Annotated in this window: 22 protein-coding genes; 11 read left to right on the top strand and 11 right to left on the bottom strand. The window is 57.3% G+C overall.

The features are described 5' to 3' along the window. Positions 1 to 111 precede the first annotated feature (111 nt). From AC5J09_RS08950 to AC5J09_RS08940, 3 genes are read left to right on the top strand one after another with little or no spacing between them, the layout of a single operon-like run. Positions 112 to 699 carry a transposase gene (locus AC5J09_RS08950; RefSeq protein WP_494297473.1) on the top strand — a complete coding sequence of 196 codons (588 nt, stop codon included), beginning with the start codon at positions 112 to 114 and terminating at the stop codon, positions 697 to 699. Beyond that, positions 699 to 1,076 carry a hypothetical protein gene (locus tag AC5J09_RS08945; protein ID WP_494297472.1) on the top strand — a complete coding sequence of 126 codons (378 nt, stop codon included), beginning with the start codon at positions 699 to 701 and terminating at the stop codon, positions 1,074 to 1,076. Before AC5J09_RS08950 ends, AC5J09_RS08945 begins: the two co-directional genes overlap by 1 nt. Beyond that, the gene (locus tag AC5J09_RS08940) at positions 1,063 to 1,848 is read left to right on the top strand and encodes an ImmA/IrrE family metallo-endopeptidase (protein ID WP_494297471.1); all 786 of its coding nucleotides are present in this window, start codon (positions 1,063 to 1,065) and stop codon (positions 1,846 to 1,848) included. Before AC5J09_RS08945 ends, AC5J09_RS08940 begins: the two co-directional genes overlap by 14 nt. Before the next feature lie 20 nt (positions 1,849 to 1,868). Here the strand turns inward: AC5J09_RS08940 and AC5J09_RS08935 are convergent, their stop codons facing one another. Next, positions 1,869 to 2,645 (bottom strand): hypothetical protein, encoded by a 777-nt coding sequence (locus AC5J09_RS08935; RefSeq protein ID WP_494297470.1) that lies wholly within the window; start codon positions 2,643 to 2,645, stop codon positions 1,869 to 1,871. On the opposite strand from AC5J09_RS08935, the gene AC5J09_RS08930 reads away from it, so the two are divergent. Together AC5J09_RS08930 and AC5J09_RS08925 are read left to right on the top strand one after the other, a co-directional pair. Further along, positions 2,644 to 3,258, top strand: a complete 615-nt coding sequence (locus AC5J09_RS08930; protein WP_494297469.1) for a hypothetical protein — start codon at positions 2,644 to 2,646, stop codon at positions 3,256 to 3,258. The genes AC5J09_RS08935 and AC5J09_RS08930 overlap by 2 nt on opposite strands. A gap of 202 nt (positions 3,259 to 3,460) precedes the next feature. After that, positions 3,461 to 5,206 (top strand): AAA family ATPase, encoded by a 1,746-nt coding sequence (locus AC5J09_RS08925; protein ID WP_494297468.1) that lies wholly within the window; start codon positions 3,461 to 3,463, stop codon positions 5,204 to 5,206. 85 nt (positions 5,207 to 5,291) lie between these two features. Here AC5J09_RS08925 and AC5J09_RS08920 read toward each other — a convergent pair whose 3' ends face one another. The 3 genes from AC5J09_RS08920 to AC5J09_RS08910 are packed head-to-tail and all read right to left on the bottom strand — an operon-like array spanning position 5,292 to position 7,924. Next, positions 5,292 to 6,485, bottom strand: a complete 1,194-nt coding sequence (locus tag AC5J09_RS08920) for an MFS transporter (RefSeq protein ID WP_494297467.1) — start codon at positions 6,483 to 6,485, stop codon at positions 5,292 to 5,294. A 60-nt stretch (positions 6,486 to 6,545) separates the two neighbouring features. Further along, on the bottom strand, positions 6,546 to 7,145 hold the full coding sequence (locus AC5J09_RS08915; protein WP_494297466.1) for an NADPH-dependent F420 reductase: 600 nt from the start codon (positions 7,143 to 7,145) through the stop codon (positions 6,546 to 6,548). A 26-nt stretch (positions 7,146 to 7,171) separates the two neighbouring features. Then, positions 7,172 to 7,924 (bottom strand): 3-oxoacyl-ACP reductase family protein, encoded by a 753-nt coding sequence (locus tag AC5J09_RS08910; protein ID WP_494297465.1) that lies wholly within the window; start codon positions 7,922 to 7,924, stop codon positions 7,172 to 7,174. 111 nt (positions 7,925 to 8,035) lie between these two features. Between AC5J09_RS08910 and AC5J09_RS08905 the strand changes: the two genes are divergently transcribed. Beyond that, complete coding sequence (locus AC5J09_RS08905) at positions 8,036 to 8,965, top strand: LysR family transcriptional regulator (RefSeq protein ID WP_494297464.1); 930 nt, start codon at positions 8,036 to 8,038, stop codon at positions 8,963 to 8,965. Between the two features lie 660 nt (positions 8,966 to 9,625). On the opposite strand, the gene AC5J09_RS08900 is transcribed toward AC5J09_RS08905, so the two are convergent. Beyond that, the gene (locus tag AC5J09_RS08900) at positions 9,626 to 10,654 is read right to left on the bottom strand and encodes a hypothetical protein (RefSeq protein WP_494297463.1); all 1,029 of its coding nucleotides are present in this window, start codon (positions 10,652 to 10,654) and stop codon (positions 9,626 to 9,628) included. 144 nt (positions 10,655 to 10,798) lie between these two features. Here AC5J09_RS08900 and AC5J09_RS08895 point away from each other — a divergent pair, with 144 nt between their 5' ends. Further along, positions 10,799 to 12,154 (top strand): SIR2 family NAD-dependent protein deacylase, encoded by a 1,356-nt coding sequence (locus tag AC5J09_RS08895; protein WP_494297462.1) that lies wholly within the window; start codon positions 10,799 to 10,801, stop codon positions 12,152 to 12,154. A 380-nt stretch (positions 12,155 to 12,534) separates the two neighbouring features. Here AC5J09_RS08895 and AC5J09_RS08890 read toward each other — a convergent pair whose 3' ends face one another. Continuing rightward, positions 12,535 to 13,428 carry an NAD(P)/FAD-dependent oxidoreductase gene (locus AC5J09_RS08890; protein WP_494297461.1) on the bottom strand — a complete coding sequence of 298 codons (894 nt, stop codon included), beginning with the start codon at positions 13,426 to 13,428 and terminating at the stop codon, positions 12,535 to 12,537. Positions 13,429 to 13,625: 197 nt separating this feature from the next. Between AC5J09_RS08890 and AC5J09_RS08885 the strand changes: the two genes are divergently transcribed. Both AC5J09_RS08885 and AC5J09_RS08880 read left to right on the top strand, forming a co-directional pair. Next, positions 13,626 to 14,279, top strand: coding sequence for a TetR/AcrR family transcriptional regulator (locus tag AC5J09_RS08885; RefSeq protein ID WP_494297669.1), 654 nt, complete (start codon positions 13,626 to 13,628; stop codon positions 14,277 to 14,279). 31 nt (positions 14,280 to 14,310) lie between these two features. After that, positions 14,311 to 15,174, top strand: a complete 864-nt coding sequence (locus AC5J09_RS08880) for a class I SAM-dependent methyltransferase (RefSeq protein WP_494297460.1) — start codon at positions 14,311 to 14,313, stop codon at positions 15,172 to 15,174. A 380-nt stretch (positions 15,175 to 15,554) separates the two neighbouring features. On the opposite strand, the gene AC5J09_RS08875 is transcribed toward AC5J09_RS08880, so the two are convergent. The 5 genes from AC5J09_RS08875 to AC5J09_RS08855 form a co-directional block, all read right to left on the bottom strand. After that, positions 15,555 to 16,424: a hypothetical protein gene (locus AC5J09_RS08875; RefSeq protein ID WP_494297459.1), complete on the bottom strand. Its 870-nt coding sequence runs from the start codon at positions 16,422 to 16,424 to the stop codon at positions 15,555 to 15,557. Between the two features lie 27 nt (positions 16,425 to 16,451). Further along, the gene (locus AC5J09_RS08870; protein ID WP_494297458.1) at positions 16,452 to 16,952 is read right to left on the bottom strand and encodes a hypothetical protein; all 501 of its coding nucleotides are present in this window, start codon (positions 16,950 to 16,952) and stop codon (positions 16,452 to 16,454) included. A gap of 170 nt (positions 16,953 to 17,122) precedes the next feature. After that, positions 17,123 to 18,046 carry an HNH endonuclease gene (locus AC5J09_RS08865; RefSeq protein ID WP_494297457.1) on the bottom strand — a complete coding sequence of 308 codons (924 nt, stop codon included), beginning with the start codon at positions 18,044 to 18,046 and terminating at the stop codon, positions 17,123 to 17,125. After that, positions 18,043 to 19,224, bottom strand: a complete 1,182-nt coding sequence (locus AC5J09_RS08860; RefSeq protein WP_494297456.1) for a hypothetical protein — start codon at positions 19,222 to 19,224, stop codon at positions 18,043 to 18,045. The genes AC5J09_RS08865 and AC5J09_RS08860 overlap by 4 nt, the downstream gene beginning before the upstream one ends. Before the next feature lie 74 nt (positions 19,225 to 19,298). Next, positions 19,299 to 19,748 (bottom strand): hypothetical protein, encoded by a 450-nt coding sequence (locus AC5J09_RS08855; protein WP_494297455.1) that lies wholly within the window; start codon positions 19,746 to 19,748, stop codon positions 19,299 to 19,301. A 495-nt stretch (positions 19,749 to 20,243) separates the two neighbouring features. Between AC5J09_RS08855 and AC5J09_RS08850 the strand changes: the two genes are divergently transcribed. Both AC5J09_RS08850 and AC5J09_RS08845 read left to right on the top strand, forming a co-directional pair. Continuing rightward, positions 20,244 to 20,807 (top strand): hypothetical protein, encoded by a 564-nt coding sequence (locus AC5J09_RS08850; protein WP_494297454.1) that lies wholly within the window; start codon positions 20,244 to 20,246, stop codon positions 20,805 to 20,807. A gap of 13 nt (positions 20,808 to 20,820) precedes the next feature. Continuing rightward, positions 20,821 to 21,153, top strand: a complete 333-nt coding sequence (locus tag AC5J09_RS08845; protein ID WP_494297453.1) for a zinc ribbon domain-containing protein — start codon at positions 20,821 to 20,823, stop codon at positions 21,151 to 21,153. The last annotated feature ends 22 nt before the right edge of the window (positions 21,154 to 21,175 follow it).

Raw genomic sequence — 21,175 nt, 5'->3', positions numbered from 1 at the left:
GCCGACGATTCCGACACGAAAAAGTTTTGTCGGAATCGGCGTGGCCGCGCGCAAACAGAGTGAAGATCAAGGAGGAGGTCGGTACATGAGCAAGAATAAGCGGAGGAGCTGGTGGGACAGCCTGACGAAGAACATTACTCCCCGGAAGAAGCCCTTGCGGTGTTCCGGAACCTTTCCGAAGTCGAGCTGGATAAGCTTGGCCGGATAGCAAGCTTCATTGCAGGCTCTGGCGGCTACGCGCCGCCCCAGGAGTTGATCAATGAAGCATTCATTAGGATTGCCGAAGGCAAACGGAAATGGCCGAGGAACCTCGCATTCCTCGCGTTTGTTGGTGGCGTAATGAAGAGCCTCGCGACCGACGGGAAGTTAATCCCTGAGGAAAGAAAGCTCGTGCGCCTGAAGCAGGGTTTGACTATCGTGAACTCTGAAGACCTCATGATGGTTGCGGCTAACGACGACAGTGCGGATCTTGCCAAGAAGGAGCGGCTTGAGAGCGCAATGTCGAAGTTGCAGAAACACTTCGCCGGCGACGGCGAGATGGAGATGCTGCTCATGGGTATCGAGGATGGCCTGCGAGGCAAGGAATTGCAGGATGCGGTCGGGGTTGATGCCAAGCGCTTGGAAGCGCTGCGAACCCGCATGAACCGCCACATCGAAAAGCTCGCCAACGAAAGTTGGGCGACAGAAGGACGTCCGTGATGAGCGACCAGAAGAAGGATGCGGTAGACAACTTCATCGACTTCATACTTTCCGATGACACCCCACTTGGACCAGAAGATGCGGCGAATGTGCAGATGGTCAGAGGCGCTATCGAACAAGCGGAAATGAAGCTCGCGAAGTCGCGTTTAGAACGCGCGCGCGCTGGTGCGTTCTCCAGCAATATGACTCCCAAGTTAAATGATCTCGACGTTGAGCGCGCTAAACGTCGATATGATCGTGCAAAAGCAGGCGATGCCACGGCGGGCCTAACGCTCGCTGCTCGCTTTGGTGATGGTTCTATGAACGATGATCTCGAAGCAATTCTTGAAGATCTCGCGGAATTGGAAGACGAAGATAACGACAATGAAGAGAATTGATCCAATCCCGACTAATTTGTCTCCAGATGCACTACTCCGTTCCTTGGGAATTACGGAACCACGCGACATCGATGTAGAGGCCATTGCTTATTATGTCGGCCTACGTGTGAAACGTCGCTGCCTCAAATGCTGTGAGGCAATGATCACAGGCCTCGGAAATAAGGGCATCATCTCCGTGAACCTAGGCGGCATGCCCCAACGCGAGCGCTTCTCGATTGCACATGAACTCGGCCATTGGGCTCATCATCGAGGAGAAACGGTTGCGTGCCGCTCGACCGACATCGGCAAGTTTTCGCAGACCAACAATGTCGAACGCGCTGCCGACCAGTATGCGGCCGATCTCCTGATGCCATGGCCCATGTTCAAGGCCGAATGCCGCAAGCATCGGACATTGAACCTCAACGCGCTGAAAGAGGTGGCCGGAGCGTTCAAAACTAGCCTCACCGCCACACTGATCAGGATGATCGACAGTGACATCTATCCAGCATCAATGGTCATCTGTCACGGCACCACTGGGAGAAAATGGCATAGATCTGCCCCCAAGATGAACACCCGGTGGTTCCCCAGAGAGGAGTTGGATGCGGAGAGCTTCGCGTTTGAATTACTCCACAGTCAGAACCAGGAAGAGCAGCGCTTTCCCCGGAAGATCGGAGCGGATGCTTGGTTCGATAAAGCTTCGGCAGCGAGATACGAGATCACCGAACAGTCATTTCGAATTCCCGGCGAAGGTGTCGTAACGATCCTGAACCTTGATCCCAACATGGTGGGGTGAACGTTGCTCTGACCTTCCGGTCATCTCTGGAAGGTCTGGGCGTACGCCAACCATCCCCGGCGCCGGAGAGCCTTGTCGACGGCATCAACGATGCCAGGCCGACCGCTCTTGAAGAGGGATGTGTTCCCGGCAAAGCCGTCATAGCCAAATCGATCTGCGGCGCCGACCGACAACAGTCGACACCATTCACGGATCGAGGCGATGCGGGCGAGTAAGGCTTCTCGGTCGAGACTTTGGCCCGTCTGCTGACCGTGGAAGATCTTCTGTCTGTTCCGATAGCAGACTCCGATCTCCTTCTTAAGAGGTCGGTAGTGATCTCCGATCAGTTCGCTGACGGAAATGCCACTCAAATAGTGTATCGCTCCGATGAAGCTGGTGTAGTCCAGACTACCATGCCCGTAAAACGCTTCGCGGATTTTCCCGGCATCGGCGGCTTTGATATCCGATGCCTGGTAGATGAGATTAGCCGTGAGCTTACGCAACTGCCTTTCGAGTTTGATCCACGCGAGACAGAAACCATCCACGCCTCTGCTTTGGCACTCCGATTCAAGCAGGAGATCAACCGACTTAAATTCGCTCTCAAAACCTCGGCTCATTGCTTGCCCCTCGTGGCTGATCAAAATTCGTTTGAAGCACTTCTCTCTAGGCCATTTCAAGGTCCTTGACGCCATCCTGCATGTTCTATATTCGTTCCCGCCCATGAACACCCTCGCGCGCCACTCGATACGAATACGCTGACGCACTCCGGCTTCGTCCGGTGTCGCCCAGTTCTGCGTTTCGTTTCCGAGGGATGCCATGAAGGTAATCTCGACTGACCGGAGGGACGGTGCCGTCCCGCACAAGGCCACGCTTTCACCGATTTACTCACCGATGGCGACCATCAAGTGCGATGGCCGCGCCCAGTTCCGTTCGCAGCAAGCTCGGGACTTCGCATGCCTGCTCGATCTCGACCCGGAGGTCGCCCGATGGAGCACGGCACCGCCGCTGTTGCGAAACGGCGACGACGAATATCAGCTCGATTTCGTCGTTCTGACCGAGAACGGATCTTTCCTGATCGACGTTGGGCAAGATGGACCGTCGCCGCCGGTCTGGCTGTCTGCCGTGATCGAATCCATGGGGCATCGATACCACCCTGTGGCCATGATCGACTTCGCCGATAGCTTCCGCCTGCGGAATGCGAAAGATCTTCTTCGATACGGCTTCTATCGACCACCTCTTGGTGACAGGATTCGTCTTCTCGCCGGCTTGGAGGAGATGGGGTCGCTGACCATCGCGGAATGCCTGTCGGCGATCCAGGAAGGGCGGCCGATGCCGACACTGGCCTCACTCATCCTCCAAGGGTTCCTGGAGATCGATCTGGACGATGCCCTGATCAGCCCGGAAACGCAGGTGCGCCGGATACGGGGATGACGTGACGCAACCAAGCGCCAGCAATCGTCATTTCTAATCCGGAAACACACCAATGAAAAACATCTCACGCACCTGGGACGGCTTTGCGCTGCCCGAATTCTTGGCATACGCAACCCTGAGCCGCGCCATGCGGCCGTTCAGGCGAGCAACCCGCTATTCCATCGGCATCATCATTCCCGACTGGGATCGCCGGGTCACGTACATGCGCGCGGCGCTCGTCGTTCTCGACCGGGAGCTGGATTTCCGCTTCCGGGATCAGGTGAAGGCCTTCGACGATGAGAAGGCCGAATCCTCGATCGAGTCCGTGATGGACATGCTGCAGAACCTAAAGACCGTCATCCTCTTCAGGTCAGACGAAGCGGTGCCATCCGAACTCCGGTACGCTCTTGATGCGATCGTGCATGTTCCGCCTCCAGATGCACGTCTGGTCCGCGGCGTCGTTCGCTGGGCGTACGGCCACACCGTCAGCGAACAGCAGGCGGAGATCATCGCGCACAGCAACTGGAAGCGTCTCAAGCTTGCGATGACACGCGGTCGGCCGATCTCTCGGGTCTTCTCCATCCTCGAGAAGATGTCAAAGACGGAGCCTGTGAAAAAGCGGCCGAAGGATTCCGCGGGCATCTCCGACATCTCGCTTGAAGACCTCGCGGGGTATGGAGAGGCGAAGGAGTGGGGTCTCGATCTAGCACGCGACCTGGCAGACTGGCGCGCCGGGACGATTTCGTGGGAGGACGTCGACAAGGGAGTTCTCCTGTCCGGCCCGCCAGGAACGGGCAAGACCATGTTCGCTCGCGCGCTCGCCGCCACATGTGAGGTTAAGCTGATCGCCACCTCGTATGCCAAGTGGCAAGCGAAGGGGTATCTTAATGATTTCCTGAAGGCGATGCAGAGATCGTTCAAGGATGCGAAAGAGGCCGCCCCGACAATTCTATTCATCGACGAGTTGGATGCCTTCGGCTCACGCGATGGGGCCGCTGGGAGCAACGCATCCTACGACATCAAGGCAATCAATGGCCTGCTCGAAGAACTGGACGGCATCGAGGGCAGGGAAGGCGTGATCGTTGTCGCCGCCTGCAATCATCCTGACATGGTCGACGTAGCCATCCTGAGAGCGGGACGGCTCGATCGCCATGTTGTAGTCTCACTCCCGGACGAACACGCCCGCGAGGCAATCTTCAGGATGCACCTGCACGACAGCCTGACTGCCTTTGATCACCGCGACTTCGCGGCATCGACCTCAGGACTTTCCGGCGCCGAGATCGAGAAGATTGTCCGTAATGCCCGCAGGTCAGCACGGCGGCGGCGTGGGCCGATCACGAAGGGTGATGTGATCCTTCATCTGCCTTTCATGGCGGACGTCCCCCCAACCATCTTGAAGGCTAGTGCCGTCCACGAGATCGGACATGCAGTCGTCGGCGCCGTCCTCGGCATGAATCTCGTGAGAGTTTCCATCGCAGATCGGATCAGGGTCGACAACAGCTTGCAGTCCCTAGGCACTGCGCGATTCAAGCGTGGCACATGGATTCGGCGGACGAAGGAGCACTATCTGGATCTGATTGCCATGACGATGGCTGGCATGGCTGCGGAGGAGGTGTTCCTGGACGGCCACGATGACGGTGTCGCAGGTACTGATGGATCCGATCTCTTCGAGGCGACGAAGACGGCGATCGCCTTGGAACGATCCTTCGGCATGGGCGAAAAGCTCGCCTCCTATGGCGACCTCAGTCGGCGCCGCATCGAAGAGATCGGCCATCTGGATCCTGAGTTAATGGCACGGGTCGACCGCATTCTCCAGGAGCAGCTCGATCGGGCGAAAGGAATCCTTGAGCGGTATCGGAGCGCCTGCATGATGCTCGCCGATGAACTTGTCGCCCGGCTCGAGCTGCCGGGGAAAGAGGTCTTGGACGCAATCGAGGAAGGGAAGCCGTCTCAACGAGTGGCCACGTGACCGCTCTGCCGGCGGCCTGTTGTGGCAGGCCGCCGCAGCACTCTGTGTGGGCATCGCGAGAGGTTCATAAGCGAGCAACGACGCTCTATCGCTTTTTGGTGGGCGCGATGACTATTAGAGCAGTCGTGAAGGCGGCGCCACCACCAATCCATAGAGCGCTGGCGACTCCAAGGTGATCGACCGCGAAACCGCCAACCAACGCGCCTGCTCCAATGGCAAGCTGTGCAGTCGAAACAAACAACGCTGCCACGCTTTCGAGCTGGTCAGGCGCGGAGCTGAACATATAGGTCTGCATGGCGATAGGAAGCATTCCAAAGCCGAAGCCCCAAGCCAGCGTCCAGATCGTCGCGGCCACGGCGCTATCTCCAGTTGCCGCAAGGCCGAACGCCGACAAGCTGATCAACGCAGCAGTCCCGGATAAGGCACGATTCAGGTGTTTCCCTACTGCCCAGCCGCCGAACAGATTCCCGATGAAGCCGGCAACACCGTATCCAAGAAGGAGCGCGCTGAGCGCGGCGGCGTCGATATGCGATACCTGATTGAGAAAAGGTGTGACGTAGGTGTAGGCGGCGAATTGCCCGATGAATATCAGGACAGCGGCAAGCAGGCCCACTTGCGTCTTTCTGTTTCGAAGTACGGCTGGGACTTGGGCCAATCCGGATGACTGCTGTGGCTTGATCGAGGGCAAGAGCAACAGGAGTGCCGCAACCACGAGAATGGCTACTCCAGATGCCAGTCCGAATGACAGGCGCCATCCCAGTAGATTCCCGACGAGTGCGCCCGCCGGAACGCCAGCGACCGTTCCCAGCGACACACCGGAATAGATCAGAGACGTCGCACGTCCGCCCTCCGCTCCGGGGCGAAGGCGCGGACCAAGTGATCCCCCGATCGTCCAGAAGCCACCGACCCCGATTCCCAGCAGAACGCGGCCGAGCATCAGCACCTGGAAACTGGTCGCCGCCGCGACAATTGCATTTGACAGCACAAGTAGTCCTAGAAGGAAGACCAGAACGTGCTTGCGGTCGAACCGACCCGCAAGGCCTATGGTGAGAGGGGCGGCGATGGCGGCGAGGATACCTGGTGTCGTGACCATCAGGCCAGCTTGTCCCTCGCTGATGCCGATGTCTGCTGCGATCTGCGGCAGCAGTCCAACGGGTAGGAATTCCGTGGTGACGAGAGCGAATGCGCCAACTCCGACGCTGGCAACTGCGGCCCAAGATGCAAGTGGGGTATCGTGCGCCCGAGTTTGCGAATAACTGGAAGAAACAGGCATATCCATCTGAAGGTCCTTATCCGTGAGAGCGTTCGGCCGGAAGCTCACGCCTCCGGCCGAATCTCGTCATCCAAACTTCACGAGGTTAAGTGCTGGGAGCGGACCGCCTGGAAACTGCACCAGTTTTCCACCGATCGAGACCGGACCGAGGTCAATCCCCGCGAAGCCCAGCTTGGCGATCAGCGCGCCCACCTCGGCCTTCGACCGCGCGTCGTCTCCCGAATAGAAGAGGACGCGGCTGCCACCTTCGGCGCGTGGATCACCAGAGAGCAGATGCGGCGGGAGATGGTTGAACGCCTTTACGACACGAGCCCCCGGCACCAGGCTTGCGAAGACTTCCGTCGACAGCCGGCCATTGAGTTCGGCCGGCTGAAAGAGCGGACGCTCGATCGGGTTGTTGGCGTCGATGACGATGCGGCCGGCCCAATCCGGAAGACCGGCCAATGCCTTTGGCAACTTCGACCAAGGCACGGCGACCAGCACGAGATCGGCCTTGGCCGCTTCCTCGATGGTGCCTGCCGTGATGTGTGGCGTCAGTTCGGCTGCGAAGTCCCGAAGCGTCTCGGGACCCCGACTATTGGAGATCGTTGCGGCGATACCGTTCCGGGCAAGCGCGCGGGCGAATGCGGAGCCGATCTCGCCGGCTCCGATGATACCGATAGACATGGGGAGTCTCCAGGTTGGATTTATGATCAGGCGGTGAAGCCGCCGTCGGCGACGATGTCGGCACCGGTCACGAAGGCAGCCTCCGGACTGGCGAGATAAGCCACGACGCTTGCAACCTCATAATCCTTGCCGTAGCGGCCGATCGCCATTCCGGGGCCGACGATCTTCGAAACGGGACCTCCATCGGGGTTCATGTCGGTGTCGGTCGGGCCGGGGTGCACGGTGTTCACGGTGATCCCCTTGGGGCCGAGGTCGCGAACGAGGCTGCGGTTGAAGCCTGCGACAGCTCCCTTCGTCAGCGTGTAGAGAGAGGCAGTCGGGAAGGCCGCATAGCGGACCATCGACGAGCCGATATGGATGATCCGTCCGCCCGACTTCATGCGGCGCGCAGCTTCCTGCGTGCCGACGAACACACCTGTCACGTTGACCGCGATCATGCGCTCGTAGTCTTCGAACTTGATGTCCTCGATCGGACCACCGAGTGCGATGCCGGCATTGTTGACAAGGATATCCAGGGAGCCGAAGGTTTCCTCGGTCTTGGCCACGGCGGCCCGAACCGATTCAGGATTTCCGGAGTCGGCATGGATGGCCATCGCACGTCCGCCTGCGGTTTCGATTTCCTTTACAACTGCCGCTGCCTTTTCCGGCGATGCGCTGTAGGTGATCGCTACTGCGGCTCCATCAGCAGCAAGACGCTTTGCGATGGCGGCACCGATCGAACGGGACCCGCCGGTGACGAGAGCGGTCTTGCTGGACAGTTTCAGAGAGGTGTTGGTCATTGCGATAGCTCCGTTGCTTGGTTTCGATGGAGTGAATATCGCCCTCTTATTCCTCTTTGATTAGATGAAATTGGCTGTTATTACTTTCAAGTAATCGTTGAAAGAGGCATCATGGAAACACTGGCAAATCTGGAGTCCTTCGTCCGCAGTGCCGAGCTTGGCAGCTTCTCTTCCGCAGCCCGTCGGATTGGGTTGACACCAGCAGCGGTCAGCAGGAACGTCGCGATGCTCGAATCCAACCTGAAGCTCAGGCTCTTCCAGCGCAGCACACGAAGTTTGACGCTTACTGAGGCTGGCGAGCGCTTCCTTCATTCTGTTCGTGATCACTTGGAGAGCCTTCAAGGAGCGATCGCCGAGGCATCCAATGGCCAGAGCGAGCCGGCAGGCGTGCTGAGGCTGAGCATGAGCCCCACGTTCGGAAATGAATATATTCTCCCGGCCTTGCCCGAGTTCATGCGCCGATACCCCCTGATCACGCCGGAATGGATGTTCGAAAACCGACAGGTCGACCTGATTGCCGAGGGATACGATGCGGCAATCGGAGGCGGATTCGAGCTGACGCCGGGCATCATCGCAAAGACGCTGGCATCGGCCCATATCATCGCGGTTTCTTCGCCGGCCTATATGCATGATCGCGTTCCGCCCCACGACCCATCCGGCCTGATCGAGCTGGACGGCATTGTCATGCGCTCGATGCGCACTGGTCGAATCCGGCAATGGCAGATGCGAAACGTTGCCGGCGAGGAGCAGCCAGCGGCGCTGAAGGAAAGGATTGTCGTCAACGACCCAGCCGTAATGCGGTCGGCTGCGGTTCTCGGACTTGGCGTCGCCATGATCGCGAAACCTGATGCACTGCCCTACCTGGAGAGCGGCAAGCTTGTGCGGCTGACACCTGCTTGGTACGCGGACGCTGGGCCAATTTCGATCTACTACGCGAACCGGACCTTGCTACCCGCAAAAACCCGCGTGTTTGTTGATTTCATCAGCGAGGTCTTTGCACGTGAGAGGTGGCCAGAGAGGTTCGCAGGCACGTTGGGATAGCGTCCGTGGGACGCCCGAAATGAAGATAAAGACAACCGCAGTATCGTCACTCTGAGCGACCAGCTCGACATCTGGAAAACCCCCGACGCCGCTCCCATCTCCTTTGCATCACGAACTCAGGGAGGTTGCGATGCCCGGACCTACCGCGCGCGCTGTCGAGAATCTAGTGCCTGAAATACTGGCTCCAAGGCCCGCCTGTCATAGCACCATCGTCTGCGATTGCTGTCGACGGGCAAGAAGCGCGGACAACTTCGGTGAGGACTGCTTCGGCATCTGCAGCGACTGTATCGATTCCGACGCGCTGCTTGTTGAACTGGATCCGAGCATCGCGCTCAGGCCGTCCGCACATTCCTGAGCGGGTACATTCAGGCCAGATAGACAGACGGCATTTCGGAGGCTTCCTGCGGCTCTTCATCGAACCTGATAGGCAGCCACATCCAGGTCCCCAGTTTCGGGAAGACGGGTAGCGGTGATACACCGAGGTGCCGTTCATAGTGCTTCGTCATGGCTTTCAGGCGGCGCTCGAAAGCGTCCTTGCCGGGAGCCGCGGGATCATCGAACCTGTTCTCCCTCCTCGATAGAGGGTGAAGGCGTGAAGAAGGCTGGCCATCTCCCGTTCGGGGTACCTGACATCGACGCCGTCCTTCCAGGAGGGGGTGATCACGCAGGCAGCGCCACCATTTCGGCGATGTCCGACAAAGAGCCCAGCTCGATGTTGAATGCCGCTGCAGGCATCTGGCTGGCAGTTGGAAAAGCGCATAGGCGCCACTCCCGCTGGTAGGCGAACTGGAAATGCTTGAGGTGAACCGGCTTCTCTTTCCTGTGCACGAACGAGCACGGATCATAGTATGTCACAGGGCCGACCTTGATCTTCACCCCTAGCCAGACCTTTCGTAGGCCGCTTCCGAACCGCGATGCGAAGACATCGGGCTTGCGTATGATGAGCGCTGCATCAGCATTGAAGTCATCCGGCATGCGGCGATCGATGTCACGGCAGGCGCACCAGAGGACGTATTCCGGGCATCGGACAGTCTCCTTGATGAAGCCGTCCTCGATGGGGCCAGAGAAGCCAGTCGTGGTTTTGGCGTGTGTTCGGCCAGCTCGGACCGCGTCATGGGCCGGATGGTGGAACTGGCGCTCACTTTCCAGGTCGTGCATGGCTTTCGATAGGCTTGCCTGGGAATAGAACGTGGACGGCGTAACACGCACTTCGCCGTCGTGGAGCATCTTCTCGATATGCTCCCGCTTGCCAAACTTGACGATCACGCCACCAAGGCTCTCGGGGTAGCCATTGAAAAGGCGCACGCCAGTCGGTTCGCCTTTCTCGAAATACTTGCCCAACATTTCGTTGCTCTCGGAGATGAGCTTCGTCGGAACGCCACCTCGCGTCCCGAACTCCATCATTAGATGGGCGAAGAGGGGGCCGAACATGCCTCTTCCATCTGCAAAGTCCTGACGCGGCGCAATCTGCCCATTCGCTGTCAGGCGGACATTATTGTGATTTTGGTCGAGCCATCGCCGGGCCAGGTACTCATCGCTCGCGAGCATGAGGTAGGGTGTCTGGCAGTATTCGTAGCGCCACCAGTCGCTGCGGGGTAGGGCGCCGTTCTTCTCGGACGTCGCCTTGTAGCGTTGTGCTGAATCTCTCCAGTAGGCCGCTTTCCGCTCCAGTACTCCACTCCAAGCCATTGTACGAATCCTGTTGGCTGCACTTGTTCATCGATATCTCCGCCAACGGCTCCTCGCAACGAAGACGGGCAAGAGCATCGGTGGACAACTACTTGACTCCCGCTGCCGCTCATATCGAATCCTCGGATAAACAGGAGGTGAGTCGTGGAGCAGGAATTGTCTTACAGGCAGAAGGCGGACGCCGCCGTGCGCGATCTCCTGCTGGAGTTCGAGTGCCAGCCAATTCTGTTCGTCGGCAGCGGCTTGTCCAGGAGATATTTCGGCGCCCCCAACTGGCACGAACTCCTGAAGGCCATATTCAACCGGATACCCGACGGCCCCGACACATACGAGTACCTCCGGCAGAAGCATGACGACGACCCTGTCGCGATCGGTTCTGTCCTATCAGACATGGTGTTCGAGTGGGCATGGAAGGAAGCGCGAGGCGAGTTCCCAGAGGAGTTCTTCAACTCCAAGGTCAGCAAGGATTCGTTCCTCAAGCATTTGGCCTGCCAGCACATGGCTCAGATCACGCCGGCAATAGCCGACATCAAAGATGCTGCGATCCAGAAGGAGCTGGAGGCGCTGGCGGACATCAAGCCGCACGCCATCATCACCACCAACTACGATCTCTTTCTCGAGCAGGTGTTCGACGGCTACGAGCCGATCAGTGGCCAGACCATCCTGCGATACAACACCAACAGCTTCGGCGAGATTTTCCACATCCACGGAGAAGTGTCGGATCCCACGTCGATCGTTCTAACCAAGCGGGACTACGACGAGTGGACGGAAAAGAAGAAGTATGTCTCGGCAAAGCTGCTGACCTACTTCGCGGAGCATCCGGTATTCATTGTCGGCTACGGCCTCAATGATCCCAACGTAAAGGCGATCCTCCGGGATATCGGCGAGCTCGTGGCGGACGAGAATGGATTGATACCCAACGTCTACCAGATCATCTGGCGGCAGGAAGCCATCGAAAAGCATCCGCCGGATCAGTCGATCTTCGCGGTCGAAGGGCGGGAGTTCCGGATCCGCGCGATCCATACGAACGACTTCGACTGGATCTTCAAGGCACTAAAGAGCCAGTCGGCTCTCACTTCGATTAATCCGAAGCTGGTTCGCGCTCTGGCGGCCCGCACAATGAAGTTGATTCGGCACGACATTCCTTCGGGATCCGTTCAGGTCGACTACGATGTCCTGGAACGCGTCGCGGGCGAGAAGGATTTTCTTCCGAAGCTTCTGGGTATCACTGTCATCGACAATCCCAATCAGTCTCACCCCTACACGCTGACGCAGTTGTCCCAGCGCATCGGCTTGCCGAACTGGCAGGCGGCGAACCACCTCTTGAACAGAATCAAGGACGATAAGGGCATCGACCTGCGGTCATCGGACAACCGCTATCACTGCAAGATCAAGACCGGGAACAAGGCCTCGAGCATGGCCCGGAAGTGGTCCCACGAAGGAGTCGCCCTTTTGAAGAAGGTCCAGGATGGCGAGGACTATGAAGTAGCCCTGCAATAGCAGATGACTGCTTGAGCGACAGGATCGAATCCTTCGAGCTGACATCGGCCGTCGCGAGCCTGCTGGGCGGGTTTCGATCGATAGTTCGTCCGACCATTGGTGACTCAAGGACTCGTTAAGTATTAACCTTTGCCTCCTGCTTCACTTCTGTAGCGATCGATCGATTTGCATGCAGATACTGTTGCCGTTGCGGGCTCCGAAGTATTTTAATCGGGCAGGCTGCGGCCCTATTCTTCCTGCGGGAAGCTCGTCAGAGCGGAAATTTCGGCTGCTTACAGTTCTTTAACCATAAACTACATCGAATCCTTGGATTGGCCGAGTCCTAGGAAAAGCGCCGCCTCGTCTGCCCGGTGGACGTTTAGAACTCCGTGTCTGAGGTATCAAACCAACATCGACTGCTGGGCAAAGATCCCCGCCATCGCGCCTTGCCATATTGCCGTGGTGACCGAGGGGATGCCGGGGTTGGCAAGGTCACCGGCGGCGTAGATGCCTGGCACGCTGGTTTCGCGGCGCTCGTCGGTCCCGAGGGCGATGCCTATTGGCGTACTGACCGTGGCGAGCCCCAGTGCGTCATGAAGGCTTGCAGACGGCTTGTTGCGCGGATGCGCGAACAGGATCTCGACCGCGACATCGGGTCCGTTATCGAGCTTGACGGTGGCACCATGGCTCCCGTGACGTGCGATCCCGGTGATCCGGCCATCCACGAGAGGTACTTGGCGGCCCGCCAGATCGGCCCGGATGTCGGGTGCAATGTCGTGACCATTGCCGAAGACAGTCAACCTGTCGGTCCAATCCTGAAACAGCCTGACCTGATTCATCGACTGCGGGCCAGACCAGACGAGGCCCCAATGCTGGTCAGCGACTTCGAAGCCGTCGCAATAGGGGCATGGGATGACGGATGTACCCCAGTTCTCGGCAAAACCCGGAACATCAGGCATTTGGTCAACAACGCCATAGCTCAGGATCAGGCGGCGCGCGCCAAGGGTTTCACCATCGCCAGTGATGACGGAGAAATTGTCGATGGTACCGGAGATGCTGTCGGCGCGGGCGTTGACCATCCTGATAGCAGGGTAGCGAGCGAGTTGCTGCCGAGCCTCGGCCAGGATGTCGGACGGTGGCTTGTCATCGTGGCCGAGCACACCGTGCGAGCGGCCAGCGAAGCGGTTGCGCTGAAGGCCGGTATCGAAAACGATGACTTTGCGGCGGGCACGGCCAAGCTGCAGGGCGGCGGCTAGACCAGCAAAGCTGCCGCCGATGATTATGACGTCATCCATGGTGATTAGCTCCGTGTTGTGGATGGAGTTGATTGAGTTGGACCTGGCGCGCAATGACATCCAGATCCACGCATTCGATATCGCTGTAGATCCGATCGGAATCTGAGATGGCGGACACGGTGAAATCCAAGCTTTCAATTTATGTAACTCGGTGGTATCGTAATTCAGCAATAACGATACTGTCAAGGATCTTAATTATCGTGCTCGAAGAAAACGCCCGCGCCCGACGCGGCCGGCCGGCCAATGAGGCGCTTGCCCAAACGATTGTCGACGCCGCTGGCGAACTTTTTGCGGAGTTGGGGTTTCAAGCGACGACATTGGAGAAAGTCGCCCAGCGAGCGAAGATATCCAAGCTCAGCATCTATCGGCACTTCGCGGACAAGGAAGCGCTGTTCGGAGCAGCGTTTTCGGCCCGCTGCCAGCAGCTAATACCGCAGGCCCTCTTCGAAGGCGTCGACGGCTCGGCCGAGGATCGGCTCATGGCGGTGGGATCATCACTGCTTCGCACGCTCCTGCGCCCGGAAGTGCGCGGTGTCGAAGCCATGGTAACGGCCGACGTCGCGAGCCAAGTGTCGTTGGGCAAGCTCCATTACGAATCTGGCCCGGCCCATATCATCGCTCAAATCGAGGCCCTGTTGCGCCAGTTGCACGCGAAGGCACTTCTAAACGTGCCTGATCCTCTCCAGTCTGCCCGCTTGTTCGCCGCCCTTTTCAAAGGCTCCGATCTGCTGCTCATCGCACGCTTCGATGAGGCAAAAGCACAGGACGACAACGAGATCCAATCCTATTGCCGATCGGCCGTCGCCATGTTCATCGCGGCGCACGGTCAAACCGATCACCCGCGGGGATAGCTCGCTTGAAGATCAGAGCAGGGATCATGCCATGACAGAGAATGATGTTTATCAGGTATCCGACTGGAAAGGCCAGGGCGGGGAGAGCTGGGTCGCCTACCAGGCCCGGCTCGATGCGATGATGGCGGTGTTTGGCGAGGCCGCGATCGAGGCCGCCGCGCCCGTCGCGGGTGAACGCGTGCTGGACATCGGTTGCGGCGCGGGGGCATCTAGTCGAGACTTGGCCAACCGGGTCGGCGCGGGCGGCCAAGTCGTCGGCGTGGACATATCCGAGCCGCTGATCGACAAAGCGCGCGCGCTAGCGCCGCAGCATTCTGCCGCCTCGTTCCAGGTGGCCGATGCCAGCAGCGCCGAGCTTCCGCCGGAGGCGTTCGACATTCTGTTCTCGCGTTTTGGGGTGATGTTCTTTGACGATCCCACGGCGGCCTTCACTCATATGCGCCGCGCACTCCGGCCGGGCGGACGGATCGCTTTCGTCTGCTGGCGCTGCATAGCCGAGAACGACTGGGTGGGCTTGCCGATTGGCGCGATGGAAGGAATCATCCCGCCGATGACGCCGCCGGGTCCGGAAGCGCCCGGCCCGTTCTCGTTCGGCGACCAGGGGCGTGTGGCGCGTATTCTAACGGCGGCGGGCTTCACCGATGTCGCTATCACGCCCTTCGATGCATCCATCCCGTTCGGCAAGGGGGAGACGCGGGATGCGGCGCTCGACGACGCAGTGAAGATGACACTCGAGGTCGGCCCGCTGGCTCGCTCTCTCGTTGATCAGCCCGACGATATCCGCGTCCGCGCTGCGGTTGCGGTTCGCGCCGTCTTCGCGGGGTTCACTCGCGAGCGATCAGTGATGATCGACGGCGCGGCGTGGATCGTCACCGGCCGCAATCCGGCAAGCTGAGCGGGATTGATACGACGACAACTGCTGGGAGGACTGGCGCAAACTGGAAACCCAGCTTTGGCATCATGCCCACCGAGAGCAGAGACTGTAATATTGGGTCTGATTGTTGAGGATGCGTATGGATCCGCACTTATGGTGTCACAGTCCGCGCTTAGTGGCATCTAGTCCGCGATTATGTGGCGATCAAGACACTGAAAAGATTGGCGCACCCGACAGGATTCGAAATTGGCAAAATACCTAACGAATTCAATTGCGTTGGGGTAAGCTTGTCAAGCAAAACGTAGCAAACGATAGGCGAAAATCGTAGCAAATCGGAGAAGCCGAACAGTGCCTTAGGTGGCAACGTAATGACCGGCTGCTACTCGGAGCCGTCGGCTCGCTCAGGGTAATACGCAATAGACGATATCAACCTGGTCGTCGTGCGTTCCGAGCTTATGCCATTTGGCGTTAGACGTGACGTGGCAGACAACGGTGAACTGTGCTGCAACATGATGTTCTTCAAGTCGGAGAACAAACTTGGGCCCATGCTGGACGGTCGGGATATTAGTGTTCGCGATTAGCCATTTGATTTCGTAAGTGGAAGCATCAAAAGTTGGATCGATATCGACTTCGATTGAAAGGGTATCCCCGCAATGCAGGATGTCTTTGTCGTCGCGGGAGAAGTCTAGGGCAGCGGCGGCGGTGCGATTTGGATCAGACAAGGGACGATCGTGCCCGAGTGAATCAGTCACGCGAATGATCGTCTGGGCGTTGAACAGCCGCGCCATGTTCACAGCCTTGTAGTAGTCCTTGAAGGACTGGATGACGTCATGGGTATAGCAGAGCACACGGTAGGCATCATGCACCGAAATCGTGTTCGAATGCGACAGCGCATTGCGGATTGGAATAAGTCTCTCCAGAAATGTACGGGCCTCGTCGTTACCTTGGGGAAATGCACTCTTCAGAGCATCGACAAAGTGTTCCTTGTATAGTTCTGGGTTGCAGAGTAGTGAAATCTCGTCTTCGAGTAGGGCGGCACTGATCAGAGTCGGGTAGCGCTCCGGTTCCTTCGCCATCCTCTCGGTAAGCGTTTTCGCAATAGCCTTGTTGATGACGCGTTCACCGTTCGTACGTTTCGCATTGAGATAGTCCGCACCGTAGGAATTCGTCAATTTCTGATCAATCAGGCGACGCATCCACTGTTCAAGAGTCTCAATGGCGCGCTTGCAGTGATCGCGCAAATCTTTTTCGGCGAGACTGTAGAGTGGCATAAGGTAGGGTCCCGAGTTCTGGGGCGCTTAGTCGAGTCGCACGCATTTCCCGACTTCCATGTATGGGGTCAGCTGAGAAAGATCGTACAGGAAACCGCCATCGCTGACCGTTTGATATCTCAGGTTTTCGAGATCGATTGACAACTTCGCTTCCTGAGTGTCGCAGAATGCGATTGTCGTGAACATAGGTACCGTGCCCATCGGCTTACCTGGCACAAGTTCGCTTCGGCAGCCGTAACCATCGCCGGGGAGACCAACCCGCTTTATGGTTACCCGATATAGCCGATACTGCGGATTGTGCGATTTGCCCGCGCCTTGGTCTTCAAGCGCCCTGAATTTGATGAGGTGTTCTCTGTCGGTAGTGTCGAACGTGACGGCTTGCCAGTGTTTCGACCCTTCATCATACCGCATCCCGGCAATCCCGATTGGGCGACACAAATAAGACCCCGAATAGTCCTTTAGGGAACCGTCCTGCGCAGTTGCAGACAGCGGAACCAAAATTGACAAAACAAATGCCAGCCTGCGCATGATTTCCCCTTACCCTAACCCGACAGCAGCAGCCTGCGTCTAGATACGTTAGCCTCAGACCAGGCCCTTGTTTCCTGGACGAGACTGTCTTCTGAAATTGTGATCACGGACCATTCTCACGTTCTGCACTTTAAGTTGATTTGAATGCAGGCGATCCAGTGTCACCTACTTCAAGGCGTTGGACGATCCGGTCGTGAACGCAACTCCTTGAGGCCCGCTTGGATAAGTGGCGAATTCTTGCCATGATGTGCTTCGCGGTGATGCGACGGACACACGCAGGCGACGTTTTCTACGCGGTCTTTTCCCCCTTCACCCAATGGAACGATATGGTGGACTTCGACAAAGCGTCTGCCGTGTTTCGTTTCGAACAGGGGTATTTGACAGCCAGAAACTTCACATTTGTTCCCCGCTCGGACCCTTGCATACGCCGCAACTGCCGGATCACGGGGGTGACCGGCAACTACTATCTTAGAGGTTTTTTCGTCTCGATCTTTCGGTGCCTTCGCAATTATTCTCTCTAATTCTTCGAGGCTTCTGTCTTGCAGTGATGCAACCTGCCGCTCAAGCTGATCCCGTGCAGCCTCGTCGAACTTACCTTCAATATCAACCGGTTGCCGGACGGTGGTCCTTACGATTTTAGGGTTCACATGGAGCCGCCACAGATGGGCTAACTCTTCGGCTTCATCGGAGGACAGATTGAAATTTACGCCTTGTGCGCCATCAAAAACGCCTTTGGCTGCGAGTAGCGGAATTGTGTGGATCAGACCTTGTCGTAGGTGTTTTCCCATTTCCGCATATTCGAGGATTTCTAGGCGCGTGTGTTCGTCTTCAAACGCCTTAGATAGTTCGCCGACCCAATAGCCATCGAACTCGGACGGAGCCAACTTTCTCGGCTTCTCGGTGACCGTCGCTATCGCATGGACCCCGCGAAATTTTTCATCTTTACCTTTGCCTTGCCACATGAAGACACGGTCCCCAACATCGATATCGTTTTTGAGCCGTGTCGTCCGCCACCAAAAATCTCTTTTGCCGTCGGCGAGCGCTTCAACAAGTCGAAAGCTCTCTGGGAGGTTGAGGAATACGAAGTTCTTCATTCGCGCGCCAACTGAGCGAGTGCATCGCCGACCGTCCCAGCGGCGAAGAGCGCTTCTGACCAAGCCTTCACTTGCCCATACATCGCTTGCAGTTGGTCGCCCTCGACGGGGCTACTTAGAAAGTCCGTGAGGCTCCGCTGTGCGATAAAAAGAGTGTGGGTATTTTTATTTGCACCATCTCCTACGAGGCGGACGACACCGCCTGCTCCACGAACTGCCGTCATTCTCGCTTTAATCGCCGTATTTACGGAATTCCGCTCTTTCGCTTTCGCGGCTTCAATCCGCATCACCAGATCGATGCTGTTTGATGTGCCATCGGCAAATGGCACGGCGTGGTCGTTGTTGTCGTAAAGGAACCCGATGGTGATCGCGCCATTCCAGCTTGGCACAAACTCAATTGCCACCCTCCCATATCGATCACGTACCTTCGCGCTCTCAGTGTCGCGGTGCGTCGCGGGGAGAATCGTCCAATCAAATTCGCGGAGCAGCTTCTCAGCGTATCGATGAAAGCGTTTAAAGATCGGCTTTGAGGCGATATAGCTTTCTGTTATTGACGTAGAGATTGGCTGCCCAGGACTCAAACCGTGATGATCCATAAAGCCGAGTAGCTCCTTAGAGATTTGGCAATCCGCTGCGGCACTCTGAAGCACCACGAAAACAGATTCCCACAAAAGCGGATGAAATTCAGAATGTACAAAGCTACCCGCGTCCTTGACGGCGCTTCGGTAGTCAGCTCCGCGCGCGCACAGAAACACAAGGTGTGGGTTTGGCTTTGACGCTAACAACCGATCATATTTGACCAGTTGCAATGGAGCATACGGAGCGCCCCACTTTATCTCGATCAAAAGCGTGAACGGCTTTCCAGATGCAAACTCGCCACGAATATCAACATCAGGAAATATGGTTGTTCCTGAGCCGATATTCGCGTGAGAAGCCCGGGTGTCGATGACGAGACTGCTGTCGTCTATCGGCTGACCAAGGAGCTGCGCTAGCCACTTTGATCGGAAGGCGGCGTTGACACGCAATGTGTGAACAAAGGCTTCCGTTAGAAAGTTCTCTCCCGGTGTGATGTCATCTCGTGGTCGCCATGTGAAAAGGCTTACGAGCAGATTGGGAATTGTGGGCTGCATGTGTACCGCTTCGTATTCGTCGCCACTAATCGCGCCCTTCTTCAGCATTGTGAGCTTCCAAAAGGCTAAGTTGCCGAACGCCTCATCGAAGACAAAGGCGTTCGCCTTTTTCAGGAAAGATTTTAGACCTTACCCTTCTTCGCTAGCACGTCGGCGGCATCGAATGCGCCGCGGGCACCCGCCTCATTCGCATGGAACATGATGACGGTCACGCCAATCTGTCGGGTCGGTGCATACATCGGCGTCGAGAAAGACGAGCCGGAATAATTCCCGTAAACGCTATTGCCAACGACGTTGGCGGTTCCATACCCGCTCGTTTGGGTGTTCATCCCTACGAACTGCGAACCCGATGCAGTTTGAGCCTGATCAAGTCTGAAGTGCGTGTAGCCACGACTTAACGTCGCTTCCGCTGCTTTTTTCATTGTGATCGCACCGGCTGCACTGGTGAACAGCAAACCTGAAGCGTTTGTATCGAGCCGGACCATGTTTTGAGCGAGCGGCATTTCGCTCGTGGTGGCACAGCTACTAACCAGCGCCGCCGAAAGCAGCGCGCTCGTGATGATGCGTTTCATAAAATCCCCCAGCAAATGCGAATCGGAAAACCGCATTCCTAGAACAGGATTGGGCGTTTAAAATTGCAAGCCTTTGCGAGCGCAATCCCCGCTGTAACGATTGGGCGGAATATGGAACCGCACATCGCCGAAAAATGGCGCGGGGTAAGGGCTTGAGGAATGGCGACAATCGATCTTTGAGCGCCAACAGCGTTGGCGTGCTGCTACACGACTTCCTTCCGCAGCTTGGATGCTGGGTAGCCATCCGCGTTAGTTTTCGCGTTGCAATTTATGGGCGAAAGCTGCGGTTACTGTCTTGACTTTACTGTTGATTCTCAGCGACGCTAATCGCGGGGATTTTTGGGGGAATAAATGGGGTCCGACAGTCTTTGGACTGATTGTAAGACGTGCAGCAAGAAAATCTCGACATCGGCAAGGTCCTGCCCACATTGCGGCGCGCGGCGCCCTCGTTTTGGCATTACCAAATGGATTGGGGGCGGAGCGATTGCGATATTCGTGCTGGCTGCTATCGCGGGGCCTGACAAGTCCACACAAAATCAAACCGATACGATCAACGCCGAGCCTACGATTGCGGCAGCGGCAACTACGTTGTCTCAACCCGAGCAGCAGAGCCGTTTCTTGAGTGTTACGACTGAGTACAGCGATCGCTTCCGATCAGCAGCCAATGAGCTTCAACAGAGCGTATTGCGAGACGAAAGGCGAGCGGCTCTCGTCAAGGCACTCGGTTCGCAGCGCAGCGTTGATGGATGGATCGGGACCATTAGGCGGCTGGAAACGACCAGTGAGGGGAAGGCGATATTGGCTGTTCGCCTTTCGCCCAATACCGAGATTGCAACGTGGAACAATGCGCTTTCCGACATCGTGGACGGCACATTAATCGACAAGGGCACGCCACTATTCAATGCGCTGCTGAACATGTCAGTCGGAGACACTGTTGCGGTGTCTGGTGACTTTGTTGCTTCAGATGCGGATGGGGTGAAGGAAACCAGCCTGACAATTCGCGGATCGATGAGCGAGCCCGAATTCTTGTTTCGTTTTCAAAATGTTTCAAAACACTAGGGAGACTTGAAATATGGCAATGATTAGTTGCCCTGAATGCCAGCAAAGCGTAAGCGACAGCGCATTCAAATGCCCCAAATGCGGCGTTCAATTGAGGAAGCCCAAGCGCGGCTTCATCGGGAAGCTCTTTAAGTGGACGTTCATCGCTTTCAATATTCTGATGGCGATCTGGGTCGTTGGTGGCTCAAGTGCGGCGACCAAGGGCTATGACACCATGTCCAGCGCTGAGCAGGCTGGAACGGCGATTGGTGCGGGAATAGGGATCGCCTTGCTTCTGGGCATCTGGGTGATCGGAGATATCATTCTTGGGCTGTTCGTACTGTTCACTCGTCCCAAAGCTGGATAGCTGCAGAGCCACGCGGCGATTG

The sequence above is a fragment of the Sinorhizobium sp. genome (genome assembly GCF_059070375.1).
The sequence above is the reverse complement of the archived record's forward strand: the minus strand, read 5'-3'. Positions and strand labels throughout refer to the sequence as shown.